Genomic DNA, 15,958 nt, shown 5'->3' with positions numbered 1-15,958 from the left:
GGCGATCGATGGACTTTGTACGCTTTCATGGACACATGCAGGTCACCGCCAACCGGCCAGCCGACGCGCTCACGCGCCGTCGGCATGTGGACCTGCTCCGCGTTGCCTCCGCAACCTGTTGACCTTCTGCGTCGCTCTCAGCCCGTTCTGAAATCTCGCTGATCCACGCTCGCCCGTGGTCCTCACGACCACCCGCATCCCCGAAGGTCTCCTGTGCGCATCTCCAGCTTCCGTCCTGTCCGTCGTCGTCTGCTCGCCGCGTCCGCGGCCGCACTCACCCTTGCGGTCGCGGCCGCCGGCTGCAGCCGGGCCGAGGGTAAGGACACCCCGGCTCCCGCAGCCGGCAAGGGTCCGGCCGCCGAGCTCCGGCTCGGCTACTTCCCGAACGTCACGCACGCCGCCGCCCTGGTCGGCCTCGAGCAGAACCTGTTCAGCAAGGACCTCGGCAGCACCAAGCTGGTCCCGACCAAGTTCAACGCCGGTCCGGAGGCGGTCGGCGCACTGCTCGGCGGCTCGCTGGACGCGACCTTCATCGGCTCGGGCCCAGCCATCAACGCCTACGCGAAGTCGAACGGCGAGGCTGTCCGCCTGATCGCCGGTTCGACCTCCGGTGGCGCGCAGCTGGTCGTGAAGCCGGGGATCAACAAGCCCGAAGATCTGATCGGCAAGCGCGTGGTCACCCCGCAGCTCGGCAACACCCAGGATGTGTCGCTAAAGAAGTGGCTGGCCGAGAAGGGCCTGACCGGCAAGGTCACGGTCACCAACCTCGAGAACGCCCAGACGCTGGACGCGTTCAAGCAGGGCAAGGTCGACGCAGCTTGGGTTCCGGAGCCGTGGTCGTCGCGGCTCGTCCTCGACGCCGGCGCGAAGGTGCTGCTCGACGAGAAGAGCCTCTGGCCGGACGGCAAGTTCCCGACCACGGTGCTGATCGTGCGGACGCAGTTCCTGCAGGAGCACCCGGAGACGGTGAAGGGGCTGCTCAGCGGTCTCGTCGCCTCGATCGACTTCGCGAACAAGGACCAGGCCGCGGCGAAGACCGCGGTGAACAAGCAGCTGAAGACGCTCACCGGCAAGGACCTCAAGCCGGCCGTGATCGACCGTGCGTTCGGCAACATCGAGCTCACCGCCGACCCGCTGGCCGCGACGTTCCCGCAGCTGGCCAAGGACCAAGTCTCCGCGGGCATCGTCAAGGAGGCCCCGAAGGTCGCCGGATTCGCCGACCTCGGCCCGCTGAACGCCGTACTGACTGCAGCAGGAAAGCCGACGGTCGACGCCGCCGGTCTCGACACCAAGTAGTTCCCGACCGATCGAGGAGCAGACATGACCGCGACAGTCGAGGTACCCCGCAGGGTGAGCGAGCACGGCGCGCGTCCGGTGCGTTTCCACCAGGTTGGCAAGGCCTTCGGGTCGGGCCGCAAGGAGGTGGTGGCGCTGGACGGCGTCGACCTCGAGGTCAAGGCCGGTGAGTTCGTCTGCCTGCTTGGTGCTTCCGGTTGCGGCAAGACGACGCTGCTGAACCTGGTCGCCGGTCTGGACAAGCCGACCAGCGGGCGGATCGAGCTGAGTTCGTCGCGGCCGGCGGTCGTGTTCCAGGAGGCCGCGCTGATGCCGTGGCTGACGGCGGCCGGGAATGTCGAGCTGCCGTTGCGGATGGCCGGCGTACCGAAGACGCAGCGGCGGGCGAAGGCGGCCGAGCTGCTGGAGCTGGTCCGGCTGGCCGGGCTTGGTGACAAGCGTCCGCACGAGCTGTCCGGCGGGATGCGGCAGCGGGTCGCGTTGGCCCGCGCGCTCGCCTCGACCACCGACAACACCGGTTCGGGCGCGGGCAAGCCGTCGCTGCTGTTGATGGACGAGCCGTTCTCCGCGCTGGACGCGATCACCCGCGATGTCCTGCAGGGTGAGCTGCTGCGGATCTGGCGAGCCACCGGTACGGCGATCCTGTTCGTCACCCACGATGTCCGGGAGGCGGTGCGGCTCGGTCAGCGCGTCGTACTGCTGTCGTCGCGGCCCGGCCGGGTCGTGCGCCAGTGGGATGTCGCAGGGCTGGCCGGAACCGACGAGTCCGGTGCGGTCGATGAGATCAACAGTGAACTGCGCAAGGTGATCAGCAGTCATGCCGCAGCTTGATGTGAAGGAAGGCTCGGTCGAGGCCGGGCTGGATGCACTCGATACACCGATCGCCGCATCCGAAGGCTCGCTGGTACGGCGGATCGCGGCGCGGGCGTTGCCGCCGATCGGTGCGATCGTGCTGCTGGTGCTCGTGTGGCAGGTGTTGTGGGCGGCCGCGTTCTGGCCCGAGTTCAAGCTTCCGGCGCCGGCCGCGGTCTGGGCCCAGATCTGGGAGCTCGTGACCTCGGGCAAGATCGTCGAACTGTTCTGGGTCTCGGTGCACCGGGCGGTGATCGGCTTCGCGATCTCGCTGCTGATCGCCGTACCGCTCGGTCTGGCGATCGCGAACATCCGCGTCGTACGGCGGGGGATCGGACCGCTGGTGTCCGGTCTGCAGAGTCTGCCGTCGGTCGCGTGGGTGCCCGCGGCGCTGCTGTGGTTCGGTCTGACCGACGGCGCGATCTACTGGGTCGTGCTGCTCGGTGCCGTGCCGTCGATCGCGAATGGCCTGGTCTCAGGTCTTGACCAGGTGCCGCCGATCCTGCCGCGCGTCGGCAAGGCGCTCGGGGCCGGCCGCTGGGGTGGCATCCGGTACATCCTGTTGCCGGCGGCGCTGCCCGGCTTCCTCGGCGGGCTCAAGCAGGGTTGGGCGTTCTCGTGGCGGTCGCTGATGGCCGCCGAGCTGATCGCGACCTCACCGGATCTGGGCGAGGGCCTTGGTCAGTACCTGCACAACGGGATGTCGCTGTCGGACATCTCGATGGTGTTCGCCGGCATCCTGCTGATCTTCGTGGTCGGCGTCGGTATCGAACTGCTCGTGTTCCGCCCGCTGGAGAACTCGGTCCTGAAGGCGCGCGGACTGACCAGCGCTGCCCGTTGACCGGGTTACGGCTCGGCAACTGGGGCCCGCGTCGCGGCCGGGGTTCGGCCGCGCGCCGTACTGTGGGGATGTGGTCCGATTCCTTCCGTTCCTGATCAGCCTGGTGCTCAGCGTGTATGCGCTGTTCTCCTGCATCCAGACACCCGACGACGAGGTCCCGCACCTGCCCAAGCTGGTGTGGATCCTGATCATCGTGTTCGTCCCGTTCGTCGGGCCGATCGTCTGGCTGCTCGCCCAGCGCACATCGCGCGCCGGGCGTGAGCGACCGGTGCGGCCACCGCGGCCCGCCGGACGATCGATGGCGCCCGATGACGATCCGGACTTCCTGAAGTCACTGGACCGCTACCGGGACCCGCGAACGACGATCAAGCCGCCGGTCGACGAGCCGCAGGACACACCGCGTCCCAAGGATCCGGAAACGCCGGCCGACGAAACTCCGACCGGTGACTCGCCCTCGGCCGAGACCGACGACGGTAAGTCGTGAGACCGCGCCCGCAGTCGCTGCTTCCAGGCGACGGGGGCGCGGTTTCTCAGGCGGACTTGCGGTGCTCCAAGGGGGCGTTGTCGCGCTCGGATTCCGTGGTGCCGCCCCAGACGCCGTACGGTTCTCCGACCGCTAGGGCGTGCTGACGGCACTCGGGCTGGACCGGGCAGGTCCCACAGAGCGACTTCGCCACCATCTCGCGGGCGCGTTTACGGACGCCACGCTCCGATTCGGGCGAGAAGAACAGCTCCGGGTTGACATCGCGGCACGCAGCCTGCGACTGCCAGTCCCACAGATCCATGAGCGGGCGGGGTAGGCGAGGCATCCCTCTCGACATGGCAACCTCCTATGACTCACCGTGAGCGCGGACGGGCGCTCGGTGAAAACTATGCTCAACTCATGCCGAGTTCAACCCTTGTTGTCTCGAACTTCGGTCCATTCGTTATCGGCGCGTGGCGTTGCAGCCTGTGATCACGGCGTTTCACGCGGAGAGCGTGACCACGGGCCTACTCACTGTGACATGGATCACTTAGTGAGCGATGCACCAAAAACTGCGGCCAGCAGGCCGATTCCGAGATTGAGCAGCACCGAGAGCAAAGCCTTTGCCCGATGCCCCGAACTCACGAGCGCGGTCGTCTCGGCCGCGAAGGTGCTGTACGTCGTGAACGCTCCGCAGAACCCGACGCCGATCAGCAGCGTCCAGTTCTGATCGGTGACACCGGTCATCAGACCGAGGATGAAACTGCCGACGACGTTGACGGTGAAGGTGCCCCACGGCAACGGGACCTGTTGGCCAGTGGTCTGCAAAACCCTTGCTACAAAGTGTTTGTCGACAATAAACCGCAGCGGCGCGCCGATCGCGGCGCCGACGGCGACGAGCAGTACGTTCATCGTCGCCGGCCCAGCCACTCGCCGAGCGTTGCCGCCAGCAACGCCGCAGCGACCGTGCCGAAGAAGTAGGCGAAGGCAACCACCAGATGCGCGTGCATCTGCGCGTGCAACAACTTCTCTGTGTCGACCGCGTACGTCGAGAAGGTCGTGAAGCCGCCGAGGATCCCGGTGCCGAGGAACGGCCGGAGCAGCGGATGGGATCCCGGGGTCAGCCGCGCGAACAGCACGCCGATGGCCAGGCAGCCCGTCACGTTCGTCAGGAACGTGGCCCAGGGAAAGCCACCCTCGGCGTGCGGAATCGCCGCTGCGAGCCCGTAGCGGGCCAATGAGCCGACAATCCCGCCAAGGGCCACCACGCCGAGCACGCGCGGCAGCCCTGGCTGCACAACCTCGGTCACACCGCCGGAGCGTAGCGGTAGTACTCGTGAGCGCCATGGGCAGTCCCGGTCTCGCCGGTCAGCGCTCGGATGACCGTCGCGTGCGTGATCGCGAGCACCGGACCATCCGTGCCAGCCGCATGCCGGGCGAGCGCCGTCTCCGCTCGCTCCCGCACCTGGGACAACGGCTCCCACGGCCTCCGGATGCCGTCCGGCCACTCACCGCCGTACGCCTCGAACTCGGCCTTCGCAGCCAGTACGTCGGCGTGGCCGCGCCAGCTGCCCGAGTGATCCGGCAGCCAGTCGCGCAGGTCGTGATCGACCCGGACGCCGAGCGCCAGCCGGTGACCGACGATCGCGGCGAACTGCAGCGCCCGCGTGAACGGCGAACTGACCAGGTACGTCGCGCCGATCCCGCCGAGCAGGTCGGCCAGCTCCTCGGCCTGCCGCACCCCGTCCGGTGTCAGCGGGGCCGAGTCGGCCGCGGCTCCGCGCAGCCCCTGACCGTCGATCCGGGCATAGTCCGGCTCCCCATGGCGAACCAGATAGATCTGCGTGACCGGCATGGGCCTAGCGAAGATGTCGGGCCCCGGCCCACCCCTGAGGAGCGGACGGTGGCCGGATCTGATGTAGCTCGTCGAAGAGTTGATCGATGCCTCCGGGCGGTTGGGGGCTTGTCGTCGTCGGGGGTTGGGTGTCGATCCAGCGCACCTCGGTGGCGCCCTGGTGGCCGTGCACGGCGAGCACAGCCTCGAGACCGGGCCAGACCGCGGTCGCGGGGTTGTCGCCCCGCCACCGCAACGCGACTGACCCGTCGCTGAACTCGCAGCCCTCCGCGACCACACCGGTCCCGGAGACGCCACTCGGATCCCGGTACCGCACCAGCTCGAAGACCCGCGGCCTCACTGTCCAGCACCCCTCAGATGTCGACCCGTTGTTGCAGCGCTCAACGAGCCCGGAGCCGGGTTGGTTACTAGGGAGGTGCTATCGTCTGGTCTGTGAAGCGTTGCTATTGGCGATTTTTTGAGTGGCCGGCCGTGGTGCCGGGCGACTCAGCCGATCGCTGACGCCCACCCAACACTCCACAGCCGGCCCGAAGGCAAGGACATCCGTCCTTGCCTTTTCTTGTTCCCAGCCGGCTGACTGCGACCTTCCGCGGTGCTCCGGCGGAAAGGTCCCACCACCATGAACACCCTCCCGCGACGATCCGAACAGGCCGCAGTTGTCGACCGGCGGATCGAGAAGACCGTCCCGTTGATCACGCCGCTCGCGCTGCACGACGAGCTGCCGATGAACGACGACCTCGCGAAGACGGTCATCGACGGCCGCCAGGCGGTCACCGACGTACTGAACGGGGTCGACGACCGGCTGCTGGTCGTCGTCGGCCCGTGTTCCGTGCACGACGCCGACGCGGCCCTCGAGTACGCCGAGCGCCTCCGCCCGGTCGCCGAGCGGCTCTCCGACGGTCTGCTGGTGGTGATGCGGGTGTACTTCGAGAAGCCGCGTTCCACGCTCGGCTGGAAGGGCCTCATCAACGACCCGGGCCTCGACGGCTCCGGTGATGTGAACCGCGGTCTGCGGCTCGCCCGGAAGCTCCTGCTGCAGGTGACCGAGCTGGGTCTGCCGGTCGGCTGCGAGTTCCTCGACCCGATCACACCGCAGTACATCGCCGACACGGTCGGGTGGGGTGCCATCGGTGCGCGGACGGTCGAGAGCCAGGTCCACCGCCAGTTGTCGTCCGGACTGTCGATGCCGATCGGGATGAAGAACCGCCCCGACGGCAGCATCGGTACGGCGGTCGACGCGATCAAGGCGGCCGCCGTACCGCATGTGTTCACCGGTATCGACCACGACGGCGCACCGGCCATCCTGCACACCCGCGGGAACCCGGACTGCCACCTCGTCCTGCGCGGTTCCGACGCCGGTCCGAACTACGACGCCGAGTCCGTTGCCGCTGCCACCGACCTGCTTCGTACGGCGGGTCTCGCGGAGCGCGTCGTCATCGACGCGAGCCACGGCAACAGCCGCAAGGACCACCGCCGTCAGCCGGTCGTCGCCGGCGAGATCGGTGCGCAGGTCGCGGCCGGCAACCGGGCGATCGTCGGCGTGATGCTGGAGTCGTTCCTGGAAGAGGGGCGTCAGGATCTTGACCCGACCCGCGAGCTGACCTACGGGCAATCGATCACGGATGCCTGTATGGGCTGGGAAACCACCGAATCAGTACTCGCCGAGCTACGGAATGCAGTGCTGGCGCGGCGCGGATAACGACCGGGGTGGTGGGGCGGGGAAGGTATTTGGTGCTGTTCATCTGAACGTCTTGCGGCGGATACGAGGCTCTGTCATGGTCCGGACCATGACAGAGATCTCCAGGCGTCTTGTTCTCGGTTCAGCGGCCGGCGGAGCAGCGTTGTCACTGCTCCCGCCGTCGCTGCATACCGCGATGGCGCAACCGGCACGGCGTGGGGGACTGCGGGCCATCGAGCACGTGATCGTGTTGATGCAGGAGAACCGTTCGTTCGACCACTACTACGGGACACTGCGCGGAGTCCGCGGGTTCGGCGATCGCCAGCCGCTGCGGTTGCGCAACGGGCGGAGCGTCTTCCATCAGCCGAAGACCACGGGCGGTGAGGTGCTGCCGTTCTCGATCCGCACCGCCGCCGCGGCGGCCGGGCGCAACCCCGACGACATCCAGTACCTCGGCGCCCTCGCGCACGGATTCACCGACGCGACCCAGGCCTGGAGCAACGGCTGGAACGACAACTGGGTCCAGGCCAAGACGGCCGCGACCATGACGCACTACGACCGTCGCGACATCCCCTTGCAGTACGAGCTCGCCGAGACATTCACGATCTGCGATGCCTACCACTGCTCGGTCAACGGCTCCACCAACCCGAACCGCAACTACCTGTGGTCCGGCACCACCGGCTACGAGCCCGGCACGACCCAGCGCGCGGTGACGAACGCGGCGTACGACTACAACCACAAGGGCTACGACTGGACGGCGTACCCGGAGCGGCTCGAGCAGGCCGGTGTCTCCTGGAAGATCTACCAGGAGTGGGACAACTTCACCGACAACGCGGTCGAGTACTTCCGGACCTTCAAGGACCTCGGGACCCGGATCCTGGCGTCGGTACCGGGCGGGTACCGGACCACCGAGGAGTTCTACGACAAGCTCTTCGAGAAGACGCCCGAGCAGCAGACCGAGGCGCTGCAGCAGCTGGCGGCGGCCGTGGCCAAGCAGCCCAAGGCCGACCAGAAGCTGTTCCACCAGGCGATGTACCGGTCCGAGCCGGAGTCGCTGGTTCCGCGGGTGAAGGCCGACATCAAGGCGGGCAAGCTGCCGCGCGTCAGCTGGCTGGTTCCGTCTGCGGTCGACTCCGAGCACCCGGGCTCGTCTACTCCGGTGGCCAGCGCGAACCTCGTCTATGAGTTGCTGGACGCGATCGCCTCCGATCCCGAGACCTGGTCGAAGACCGCGCTGTTCATCAACTTCGATGAGAACGACGGCTACTTCGACCACGTGCCGCCGCCGGTCGCGCCGCGTCCGCCCTCGGGGAACGGCGATGACTGGTACAACGGTCAGCCGATCGGGCTCGGCCCGCGCGTCCCGATGACCGTGGTGTCGCCATGGACCGTCGGCGGTCACGTGAACTCGCAGACCTTCGACCACACGTCGGTGATCCGGTTCCTCGAGCGTTGGACCGGCGTCCAGGAACCGAACATCAGCAAGTGGCGGCGGGCTGCTTGTGGTGACCTCACCTCCGCCTTCGACTTCGACCGCTCGTACCGGCAGCCGACCGTCGAGGCGCCGGGCTCGATCCCGGCGCCGATCGCGCGCTGGAAGCCGACGCCGCCCGTCGACCAGGCCGTCCCGCAGCAGGAGAACGGCCGGCGTCCGGCCCGCCCGCTGCCTTACCGGCCGGCGGTTTCAGGGTTCGTTGCTGACGGCAAGCTGAAAGTGGCCATCAGCAACGAAGGTGCCGAGTCGGCGCACTTCGCGATCTATCCGTACGGCGGTGAACTGCCCGCGCCGGCGCATCTCGACGTACGGCGGGACCACGCGGAGGCCATCGCGGTCGCGGGTCCGTACGAGATCGCCGTACAAGGGCCGAACCGGTTCTGGGTCGAGCTCGCCGGGTCGACCGATGGTGTCGCGGCCGGGCTTGATGTGCGGACGTGTCAGCGGGGGAGTGAGCTGGAGTTGGCGTTGGTCAACACGTCTCGCAAGCCGCTCACGCTGAAGCTGAAGGCTCGTGGCTACGGCAGCAAGACCGTCACGGTCACGCTGCGCGGCAAGCAGACCCGCGAGGTCGACTGGCCGACCGACCACGGCTGGTACGACGTCGAGGTCACGGTCGTCGAGGACACGACGTACCGGCGCCGGTTGAGTGGGCACCTGGAGACCGGCCGGGCCGGGCTCACCGGCTGACGCAACCGCACGACTGACGATGCATGATCTCCGCAGGCAACCGGATTGTCTGCGGAGGCGCATCGGGATCGTTCATCCGGCGCAGCAGTAGCTGGACAGCTCGGGCACCGATCGCCGCGGACGGTTGAGCCACGGTGGTCAGGCCCGGGCTGAACAGATCGGCCCAGGCGAAGTCGTCGAACGCTGTGAGAGCCATGTCCTTCGGTACGGCGATCTTGGCGGCGTTGAGCGCGGCCAGGGCGCCAATCGTCATGCTGTTGTTCGCCGCGAACAGTGCGGTCGGCGGGTCGTCGAGTTGCAGCAGCTCCCAGGTCGCCTTGCGGCCGCCGTCGCTCGACGACGAGCCGACCCGGACCAAGGCGTGATCGACCGGGAGGTCGGCGCGTTGGTGAGCCAGTTGGTAGCCGCGCAGCCGCTCGGCGCTGGTCGACAGGCCGGGGATGCCGCTGAGCATGCCGATCCGGGTATGGCCGAGCGAGATCAGGTGATCGATGATCGCGGTGGTCGCCGCCTCGTTCTCGACGCCGACTTGGTCGACGCGGAGCTCGGGCGTGATCCGGTCGACGAGGACGTAGGGGAGGGCGTGGTCGCGGAGCATCGGCAAGGTCAGATCGCGCCACCCGTCGGCCGGGGCGATGATCAGGCCTTCGATGCGGTGGGCAAGTAAGTTCGCGACCGCCACCGACTCGTGCCGGGCGTCGTCACGGGTATCGACGATGATCACGTTCAGGCCGGCGCGGGTGGCCTCGCGGTCGATGCCTTGGATGAGCTCGACCCAGTACGGGTTGGTCGCGACGGTGATGGCCAGGCCGATGGTGCGGTTCGTTCCCGCGGAGAGCGAGCGCGCAGTCGGCTGGTGTTTGTAGCCGAGCAGGTCCATCGCGTGCTGGACGCGTTCGCGGGTTGCGGGTGCCACCAGGCGGGTCCCGTTGACGACATGGGAGACCGTACTGACCGACACTCCGGCGGCGCGAGCGACCTCGGTCATGGTGACCATCCGTCGTATCGTCGTCGCCGCCGGTGCTTTGCGCAAGGTTTTGCGCAAAGCAGGAAACCAGTGTGTCGACCGGTCTACCTTCGCGTCTCAGACCGACCCCATTCGCTCGGGAGGGCCGAGGCGTGAGAAGAACCATCCCCGTCGTACTGCTGTCCGTCGCACTGATGGCCACCGCGGCGTGTACCCAGACCAAGTCCGGCAGTGGCGGCGGTGGTGAGAGCACCGGCCCGGTCAAGATCGGGCTCGTCACCAAGACCGACACCAACCCGTACTTCGTGAAGTTGCGCGAGTCGGCCAAGGCGCACGCCGAGAAGTCGGGTGCTCAGCTAATCGCCGTGGCCGGCAAGTTCGACGGCGACAACGAGGGCCAGGTGGCCGCGATCGAGAACCTCGTCCAGCAAGGCGTGAAAGGCATCCTGATCACGCCGAGCAACTCCACCGGTATCCTCGGCGCGCTCAAACAGGCCAAGGAGAAGGGCGTTCTGGTGATCGCCCTCGACACCGAGACCGACCCGAAGGACGCCGTCGATGCGACCTACGCGACGAACAACGTGACCGCGGGTGAGCTGGAAGGCAAGTACGTCAAGGCGGCCCTCGGGTCCACCGCGCCGCGGCTGCTGATGATGGACGGTACGCCGGGCGGCACGGTCGACGAGCAGCGCCACCGCGGCTTCCTGCAAGGCATGGGCCTGAAGGACGGCGACCCCGCCATCATCGGCGTGGCCCCGACCAACGGCGACCAGAACAAGGCGCAGGCCGCGATGGAGAACCTCCTCCAACGCGACGCCACGGTCAACTCCGTCTACACCATCAACGAGCCCGCCGCCCGAGGCGCCGTAGCCGCCCTCACCGCCAAGAACCTGGCCGGCAAGGTCGCGGTCGGCTCGATCGACGGCGGCTGCCAAGGCGTCGCCGACGTCAAGGCCGGCAAGTACCTCGCCACCGTCATGCAGTTCCCGAAGAAGATGGCCGAACAAGGCGTAGACGCAGTAGTCGCCTTCGCCAAGGACGGCAAGAAGCCCACCGGCTTCCAAGACACCGGCGCCCAACTCATCACCGACAAACCCCTCGCCGGCCTGGACAGCAAGGACACGGCATGGGGCTCCCAGAACTGCTGGGGCTGAGTTGATGAGCTCTGTTGAGGCTCGGGCGACGCAGTCGTTCCGGAATCGTTCTGCTGAAGCGTTCCTGCACAATCCCGCGCTGGGACCACTCGCCGCGTTGATTTTGGCGATGGTTGTGTTTTCGGTGACTACTTCGACGTTTCTCACCGTGGACAACCTGAGTTTGGTGGTGCAGCAGTCGTTGGTGGTGGCGACGCTGGCGTTGGGGCAGACGTTGATTGTGCTGACCGGCGGAATCGACCTTGCGAACGCGGCCGTCATGGTGCTGGGGACGATGGTGCTGGCGCGGCTGGTGACCGAGGGCAGTAACTCGGTGGTCGCGTTGGTGGCCGGGTTCTTGGTGTGTGCGGTGCTGGGGGCGATCTCCGGTGGGCTGGTGACGATGCTCAACCTGCCGCCGTTCATCGTCACGCTCGGCATGCTGACCGTCGTGCTCGCGGCCGGGCGCCTGTACTCCGAAGGCAGCTCGTACCCGGTCACCGACAACCTGCTCGGGGTTCTCGGTGAAGGCGGTTACCTGTTCGGGCAGATCAAGGTGACGCACGGGATGACGCTGGCCGTGGTGATGTTCGCGATCACCTGGTATGCGCTCACCCGGACCGCCTGGGGGCGACATGTGTATGCCCTGGGCAACGATCCGGAAGCTGCCCGGCTGACTGGTATCCACGTCGGCCGGACTCGCTTCAGCGTCTACCTGATCGCCGGCGTGATCTACGCGTTCGCCGCCTGGCAGGCGCTCGGCCGGATCCCGAACGCGGACCCGAACGCCTTCCAGACCGGCAACCTGGACAGCATCACCGCGGTAGTCATCGGCGGCACCAGCCTGTTCGGTGGCCGGGGCAGTGTGATGGGAACCGTGGTCGGCGCGCTGATCGTCGCCGTACTGCGCAGCGGTCTGACCCAGGCCGGGATCGACAGCCTGTACCAGGATGTCGCAACCGGTGTCCTGGTGATCGCCGCGGTCGCCTTCGACCAGGTCGTTCGGAGGAGGTCGCGATGACAACTCCCGCACTGCAGGCACGCGGTTTGGTGAAGCGCTACGGCCGGGTGACCGCGATCGACGGCGCCGACTTCGACCTGTACGCCGGTGAGGTGCTGGCCGTGGTCGGCGACAACGGCGCCGGCAAGTCCAGCCTGATCAAGGCGCTGTCCGGCGCGCTGATTCCGGACGAGGGCACGATCCTGCTCGACGGTTCGGAGACGCATTTCCATTCACCACTCGACGCTCGGCACGCCGGGATCGAGACGGTCCATCAAACGCTGGCACTGGCGCCCGCGATGGACATCGCCACGAATCTCTTCCTCGGCCGCGAAGTACGCCGTACCGGGCCGTTGGGCAGTGTGTTCCGGCTGCTCGACCGGGGTGCGATGCGCGAACAGGCGCAGAAGCAACTAGATGCCTTGGGCATCGAAACCGTGCAGCACATCGGCCAACTGGTCGAGACGCTGTCCGGTGGTCAGCGGCAGGCTGTCGCGGTTGCCCGGGCGGCGATGTTCGGCAGCCGGATGGTCATCATGGACGAGCCGACGGCTGCACTCGGCGTGAAGGAGTCGCGGCAGGTGCTCGACCTCATCCGGCGCATCCGTGATCGCGGGCTGCCGGTGGTCCTGATCAGTCACGACATGCCGCAGGTGTTCGAGATCGCCGACCGCATCCACGTCCACCGCCTCGGTCGCCGGACCGCCGTCGTACGGCCGGCGGACGCGTCGATGAGCCAGGTGGTCTCGCTGATGACCGGAGCCCTCCGACCCGGCGACCCGGACGCACCGCCGAACCTGGTGGACGTCAGCGTGCGATAGCCGCGGTCCGGGCGTTCGTGACCGCGATCAGGTCGGCGGGGGCGAGACCGATGTCGAGCCCCCGCCGACCACCCGACACATAGACGGTCGCGTGGTCGGTCGCCGTACTGTCCACGACCGTCGGCAACGGCCGCTTCTGACCGATCGGGCTGATTCCACCGACGACGTACCCGGTCGTGCGTTCGGCCGTGGCCGGGTCGGCCATCACGGCCTTCTTCCCACCGGCAGCCGCCGCGATCGCCTTCAGATCAAGCTGCTTGTCCACCGGCACGACGCCGACCGTCAGCTTGCCGTCGACCTCGACCAGCAGCGTCTTGAACACCTGCTCAGGCTCCAGCCCGAGTGCCTCAGCCGCCTCCAACCCGTACGACTTCGCCGCCGGATCATGCTCATACGCATGCGAGCTGAACTGAACATTCGCCTTAGTCAACGCCACCGTCGCCGGCGTCCCCACCGACTGCTTCCCCTTAGCCACCCCCCGACCCTAACCACCCCGTCCACCCGCGTTCCGCCCGCGCCCCCAACACCCCGCCGTACCGGGCTCCCGCCCACCAGCTCAACACCATTTGCCTGGCTAGGCACCCATATTCGGGGTTAACCCTCTGCGCCAGGCTGGTCGTGAGTCGGTTGGTGATTGGTGATTGGTGAGGAGCATGGGTGATGACGGTCGGTGTGGGGTTCACGGCGGTGGAGATTCGGGAGTTCGTGCACGAGTATTACGTGCAGCCGCGTGGGCAGAAGTTGTCGTGGCTGGCTGCGCAGGGTGTCTCGTACGACCGGTTGAAGCGGTGGCGATCGACGGTGTTCGAGGGTGATCTCGACCGGGCTCTGGTTCCGCGAGAAGGTAGTCCTATGACTGTGCCACCGACCAAGCGGACTGCGTTGGAGAAAGCGCGGGCGGCGGAGCGTGCGGCGCATGCGGCCGAGGTCGCGAAACTGACCGAGCGGATCCATGAGCTGGAGGGCACGAACGACACGCTGGGAAAAGCTATCGGGCTCTTGCATGCGATGAACGAGCAAGAGCCCGGCGACGACCCGCAGACCAGCGATCCGTCGACTTCCTGATCGCCGAGAACGAACTCGTCGTCGACCTGACCGGTTGGCTGGGGTCACAGCGTGAAGCGTTGAAGATCACTGGGGTGTCGCGCTCGACGTGGCATTACCGGGCCTGCCCGCGGGAGCCGGTGGCTGATCCTGTTGCGCACAAGGACCGGGCTTATCGGTCGCGGATCTCGACGGCCGATCGTGGCCTGATCGCGGACAAGATCACGCTGGCCTGGGCGGCCGGGAATTCCGTCGATCACGCGTTCGCAGTTGCGTGGGACGACGGTGTGATGCTGGCCTCGCGGCGGTCGTGGTGGCGGATCGCAGCCGACATTCATGACCAGTCCCAGCGGCCGGTCGCGCCGACGCGCCGCGGCTCCACGACACCGCGTGAAACACCTGTGCTGGAAGCGACCGGGCCCGGTCAGGTCTGGTCCTGGGACATCACCGATCTGCGTTCCCCGTGGCGCGGCAAGGCGTTCAAGGGCTACTCGGTCATCGATATCTACTCCCGCAAGATCGTCGGCTGGAGGGTCGAGGACCGCGAGGTCGACGTCCTGGCCGTGGAAATGTTCCAGCACGCGTTCGCCTGCCACGGAGCGCCGCGGGCAGTGCACGCCGATTCCGGATCTTCAATGCGCTCGAACGTGCTCAAAGAGCTCCTCGCCGAGGCCGGCGTTGCTCAGACCCACAACCGGCCCCGGGTGTCCAACGACAACCCGTTCTCCGAATCAGAGTTCCGCACGATGAAGTACCGGCCGAACTACCCCGGCACCTTCGAAGACCTCGAGCAGGCGCGTGCTCACATGGGCACCTACGTGCCTTGGTACAACAGCCAGCACAAGCACTCCGGCATCGCGCTGTTCTCACCCGACCAGGTCCACGACGGCACCTGGCTCCACCGCTGGAACCAACGCGACCAGACCCACCAGGACTACTACGCAGCCCACCCCGAACGCTTCCGACACCGGCCCCGCACCCCCGCACCCGCCAGGACCGTCGGCATCAACCTCCCCCAGACCAACCCCCCAGCAAAAACCACCCAACGACTCCAAGCAGCTTGACAACGCCCGCTAGCCAGCGAAATGGGGGTCGGGCGGGGGCGGTGGGGTGGCGACTAGGCGGACGCAGCAGTGGCTGGGGTGTGGGGTTAGGCGGGCTTCGAAGGCGGCGTTGGTGGCGGTGGTCAGGCCGGCTAGGAGGTTGAGGTTCATGTGGCAGACGAGGTGGGGGTGGTCGGCGGCTAGGCGGCGGAAGGGGCAGTTGGCGAGGGAGATGTCGTTGCCGTCGGGGCGGGGTTCGAAGCCGTGGCGTTCGAGGATGTCGAGGAGGGGGGCTTCGGTGCGGCCGAGGGTTTCGCCGTACTCGTGGGCTACGCGGTCGAGGGCGGTTCGGGGGGAGGTCCCGGTGGACTCGGCGGCTTCGATGGCGGCGGCGAGGAGGCGGCCGGCGACGGCGTACTGGCGTTCGGGGAGGCTGATCTCGATCTCGGTGTCGGAGCGGTGGTAGAGCTTGGCGGGGCGGCCGGCGCCGGGGCCGGTGCGGCCGGTGCGGCGCTCGAAGCAGAAGGCGAGCAGGCCCTCATCGGTGAGGCGGTCGAGGTGGAAGGCCGCGGTGGTGCGCGGGATGGCGAGGGCGGCGGCCGCGTCGTCGCGGCTGACCGGGGTGGGCTGGGCGACGACGTACTCGTAGAGGCGGCGCCGGGTGGGCTCCTCGAGTACGGCGATGGCCTTCCAGTGGTTGTCCACGGGATGATTCTATCGACAACTTCGGTTGGTGAAACAGTATGATGGCCCTTCGTTGAATTCTCAGGGAGTGTGCAG

The 15,958-nt window shown here is 67.5% G+C and carries 20 protein-coding genes; 12 read left to right on the top strand and 8 right to left on the bottom strand.

What is annotated here, in order from left to right; translation table 11 throughout:
- Positions 1-8: 8 nt before the first annotated feature.
- The 5 genes from ACFTSF_RS40620 (at position 9) to ACFTSF_RS40600 (ending at position 3,473) form a co-directional block, all read left to right on the top strand.
- Positions 9-122, top strand: a complete 114-nt coding sequence (locus tag ACFTSF_RS40620; protein ID WP_380160824.1) for a putative leader peptide — start codon at positions 9-11, stop codon at positions 120-122.
- A gap of 91 nt (positions 123-213) precedes the next feature.
- Positions 214-1,296 carry an ABC transporter substrate-binding protein gene (locus ACFTSF_RS40615; protein WP_344153675.1) on the top strand — a complete coding sequence of 361 codons (1,083 nt, stop codon included), beginning with the start codon at positions 214-216 and terminating at the stop codon, positions 1,294-1,296.
- Positions 1,297-1,320: 24 nt separating this feature from the next.
- Positions 1,321-2,127 carry an ABC transporter ATP-binding protein gene (locus tag ACFTSF_RS40610; protein ID WP_380160821.1) on the top strand — a complete coding sequence of 269 codons (807 nt, stop codon included), beginning with the start codon at positions 1,321-1,323 and terminating at the stop codon, positions 2,125-2,127.
- On the top strand, positions 2,114-2,989 hold the full coding sequence (locus ACFTSF_RS40605; protein WP_380160819.1) for an ABC transporter permease: 876 nt from the start codon (positions 2,114-2,116) through the stop codon (positions 2,987-2,989). The genes ACFTSF_RS40610 and ACFTSF_RS40605 overlap by 14 nt, the downstream gene beginning before the upstream one ends.
- 70 nt (positions 2,990-3,059) lie before the next feature.
- Positions 3,060-3,473 carry a PLD nuclease N-terminal domain-containing protein gene (locus ACFTSF_RS40600; RefSeq protein WP_380160818.1) on the top strand — a complete coding sequence of 138 codons (414 nt, stop codon included), beginning with the start codon at positions 3,060-3,062 and terminating at the stop codon, positions 3,471-3,473.
- A gap of 46 nt (positions 3,474-3,519) precedes the next feature.
- Here the strand turns inward: ACFTSF_RS40600 and ACFTSF_RS40595 are convergent, their stop codons facing one another.
- The 5 genes from ACFTSF_RS40595 to ACFTSF_RS40575 form a co-directional block, all read right to left on the bottom strand.
- Positions 3,520-3,810 carry a WhiB family transcriptional regulator gene (locus ACFTSF_RS40595; protein ID WP_344153662.1) on the bottom strand — a complete coding sequence of 97 codons (291 nt, stop codon included), beginning with the start codon at positions 3,808-3,810 and terminating at the stop codon, positions 3,520-3,522.
- A 188-nt stretch (positions 3,811-3,998) separates the two neighbouring features.
- The gene (gene crcB, locus ACFTSF_RS40590) at positions 3,999-4,364 is read right to left on the bottom strand and encodes a fluoride efflux transporter CrcB (RefSeq protein ID WP_380160816.1); all 366 of its coding nucleotides are present in this window, start codon (positions 4,362-4,364) and stop codon (positions 3,999-4,001) included.
- Entirely contained in the window at positions 4,361-4,762 is a 402-nt protein-coding gene (locus tag ACFTSF_RS40585; protein ID WP_380160814.1) for a fluoride efflux transporter FluC, read from the bottom strand. The genes crcB and ACFTSF_RS40585 overlap by 4 nt, the downstream gene beginning before the upstream one ends.
- On the bottom strand, positions 4,759-5,307 hold the full coding sequence (locus ACFTSF_RS40580; protein ID WP_344153653.1) for a histidine phosphatase family protein: 549 nt from the start codon (positions 5,305-5,307) through the stop codon (positions 4,759-4,761). Before ACFTSF_RS40580 ends, ACFTSF_RS40585 begins: the two co-directional genes overlap by 4 nt.
- A gap of 4 nt (positions 5,308-5,311) precedes the next feature.
- A complete protein-coding gene (locus ACFTSF_RS40575) occupies positions 5,312-5,647 on the bottom strand; it encodes a hypothetical protein (RefSeq protein ID WP_344153648.1) in 336 nt (111 codons plus the stop codon).
- Between the two features lie 279 nt (positions 5,648-5,926).
- Here ACFTSF_RS40575 and ACFTSF_RS40570 point away from each other — a divergent pair, with 279 nt between their 5' ends.
- Complete coding sequence (locus ACFTSF_RS40570; protein WP_380160812.1) at positions 5,927-7,006, top strand: 3-deoxy-7-phosphoheptulonate synthase; 1,080 nt, start codon at positions 5,927-5,929, stop codon at positions 7,004-7,006.
- Positions 7,007-7,094: 88 nt separating this feature from the next.
- A complete protein-coding gene (locus ACFTSF_RS40565; protein WP_380160810.1) occupies positions 7,095-9,170 on the top strand; it encodes a phosphocholine-specific phospholipase C in 2,076 nt (691 codons plus the stop codon).
- Here ACFTSF_RS40565 and ACFTSF_RS40560 read toward each other — a convergent pair.
- Positions 9,160-10,158 (bottom strand): LacI family DNA-binding transcriptional regulator, encoded by a 999-nt coding sequence (locus tag ACFTSF_RS40560; RefSeq protein WP_380160808.1) that lies wholly within the window; start codon positions 10,156-10,158, stop codon positions 9,160-9,162. The two genes, ACFTSF_RS40565 and ACFTSF_RS40560, sit on opposite strands and share 11 nt — an antisense overlap.
- Positions 10,159-10,289: 131 nt before the next feature.
- Between ACFTSF_RS40560 and ACFTSF_RS40555 the strand changes: the two genes are divergently transcribed.
- The 3 genes from ACFTSF_RS40555 to ACFTSF_RS40545 are packed head-to-tail and all read left to right on the top strand — an operon-like array spanning position 10,290 to position 13,091.
- A complete protein-coding gene (locus tag ACFTSF_RS40555) occupies positions 10,290-11,291 on the top strand; it encodes a substrate-binding domain-containing protein (RefSeq protein WP_380160807.1) in 1,002 nt (333 codons plus the stop codon).
- A 4-nt stretch (positions 11,292-11,295) separates the two neighbouring features.
- Complete coding sequence (locus tag ACFTSF_RS40550; RefSeq protein WP_380160805.1) at positions 11,296-12,291, top strand: ABC transporter permease; 996 nt, start codon at positions 11,296-11,298, stop codon at positions 12,289-12,291.
- Positions 12,288-13,091 carry an ATP-binding cassette domain-containing protein gene (locus tag ACFTSF_RS40545; RefSeq protein WP_344153631.1) on the top strand — a complete coding sequence of 268 codons (804 nt, stop codon included), beginning with the start codon at positions 12,288-12,290 and terminating at the stop codon, positions 13,089-13,091. The genes ACFTSF_RS40550 and ACFTSF_RS40545 overlap by 4 nt, the downstream gene beginning before the upstream one ends.
- On the opposite strand, the gene ybaK is transcribed toward ACFTSF_RS40545, so the two are convergent.
- Positions 13,078-13,566, bottom strand: a complete 489-nt coding sequence (ybaK, locus tag ACFTSF_RS40540; RefSeq protein WP_380160803.1) for a Cys-tRNA(Pro) deacylase — start codon at positions 13,564-13,566, stop codon at positions 13,078-13,080. The two genes, ACFTSF_RS40545 and ybaK, sit on opposite strands and share 14 nt — an antisense overlap.
- A gap of 185 nt (positions 13,567-13,751) precedes the next feature.
- Between ybaK and ACFTSF_RS40535 the strand changes: the two genes are divergently transcribed.
- Positions 13,752-14,156 (top strand): hypothetical protein, encoded by a 405-nt coding sequence (locus ACFTSF_RS40535; protein ID WP_344151731.1) that lies wholly within the window; start codon positions 13,752-13,754, stop codon positions 14,154-14,156.
- A gap of 59 nt (positions 14,157-14,215) precedes the next feature.
- Positions 14,216-15,199, top strand: coding sequence for a transposase (locus ACFTSF_RS40530; RefSeq protein WP_380160801.1), 984 nt, complete (start codon positions 14,216-14,218; stop codon positions 15,197-15,199).
- Between the two features lie 9 nt (positions 15,200-15,208).
- On the opposite strand, the gene ACFTSF_RS40525 is transcribed toward ACFTSF_RS40530, so the two are convergent.
- Positions 15,209-15,883: a helix-turn-helix transcriptional regulator gene (locus ACFTSF_RS40525; protein WP_380160799.1), complete on the bottom strand. Its 675-nt coding sequence runs from the start codon at positions 15,881-15,883 to the stop codon at positions 15,209-15,211.
- Between the last annotated feature and the right edge of the window lie 75 nt (positions 15,884-15,958).

The sequence above is a fragment of the Kribbella sp. NPDC056951 genome (assembly GCF_042674205.1).
GTDB lineage: Bacteria > Actinomycetota > Actinomycetes > Propionibacteriales > Kribbellaceae > Kribbella > Kribbella yunnanensis.
Note: the sequence above shows the minus strand (reverse complement) of the source record. Positions and strands in the feature narration are given on the sequence as shown.

Bases quoted from the DNA above. Each gene is read 5' to 3' on its own strand.
- ACFTSF_RS40620 (WP_380160824.1), top strand. From the start codon at position 9: ATGGACTTTGTACGCTTTCATGGACACATGCAGGTCACCGCCAACCGG.
- ACFTSF_RS40610 (WP_380160821.1), top strand. From the start codon at position 1,321: ATGACCGCGACAGTCGAGGTACCCCGCAGGGTGAGCGAGCACGGCGCG.
- ACFTSF_RS40605 (WP_380160819.1), top strand. From the start codon at position 2,114: ATGCCGCAGCTTGATGTGAAGGAAGGCTCGGTCGAGGCCGGGCTGGAT.
- ACFTSF_RS40595 (WP_344153662.1), bottom strand. From the start codon at position 3,810: ATGTCGAGAGGGATGCCTCGCCTACCCCGCCCGCTCATGGATCTGTGG.
- crcB (WP_380160816.1), bottom strand. From the start codon at position 4,364: ATGAACGTACTGCTCGTCGCCGTCGGCGCCGCGATCGGCGCGCCGCTG.
- ACFTSF_RS40580 (WP_344153653.1), bottom strand. From the start codon at position 5,307: ATGCCGGTCACGCAGATCTATCTGGTTCGCCATGGGGAGCCGGACTAT.
- ACFTSF_RS40570 (WP_380160812.1), top strand. From the start codon at position 5,927: ATGAACACCCTCCCGCGACGATCCGAACAGGCCGCAGTTGTCGACCGG.
- ACFTSF_RS40565 (WP_380160810.1), top strand. From the start codon at position 7,095: ATGACAGAGATCTCCAGGCGTCTTGTTCTCGGTTCAGCGGCCGGCGGA.
- ACFTSF_RS40560 (WP_380160808.1), bottom strand. From the start codon at position 10,158: ATGACCGAGGTCGCTCGCGCCGCCGGAGTGTCGGTCAGTACGGTCTCC.
- ACFTSF_RS40550 (WP_380160805.1), top strand. From the start codon at position 11,296: ATGAGCTCTGTTGAGGCTCGGGCGACGCAGTCGTTCCGGAATCGTTCT.
- ACFTSF_RS40545 (WP_344153631.1), top strand. From the start codon at position 12,288: ATGACAACTCCCGCACTGCAGGCACGCGGTTTGGTGAAGCGCTACGGC.
- ACFTSF_RS40535 (WP_344151731.1), top strand. From the start codon at position 13,752: ATGACGGTCGGTGTGGGGTTCACGGCGGTGGAGATTCGGGAGTTCGTG.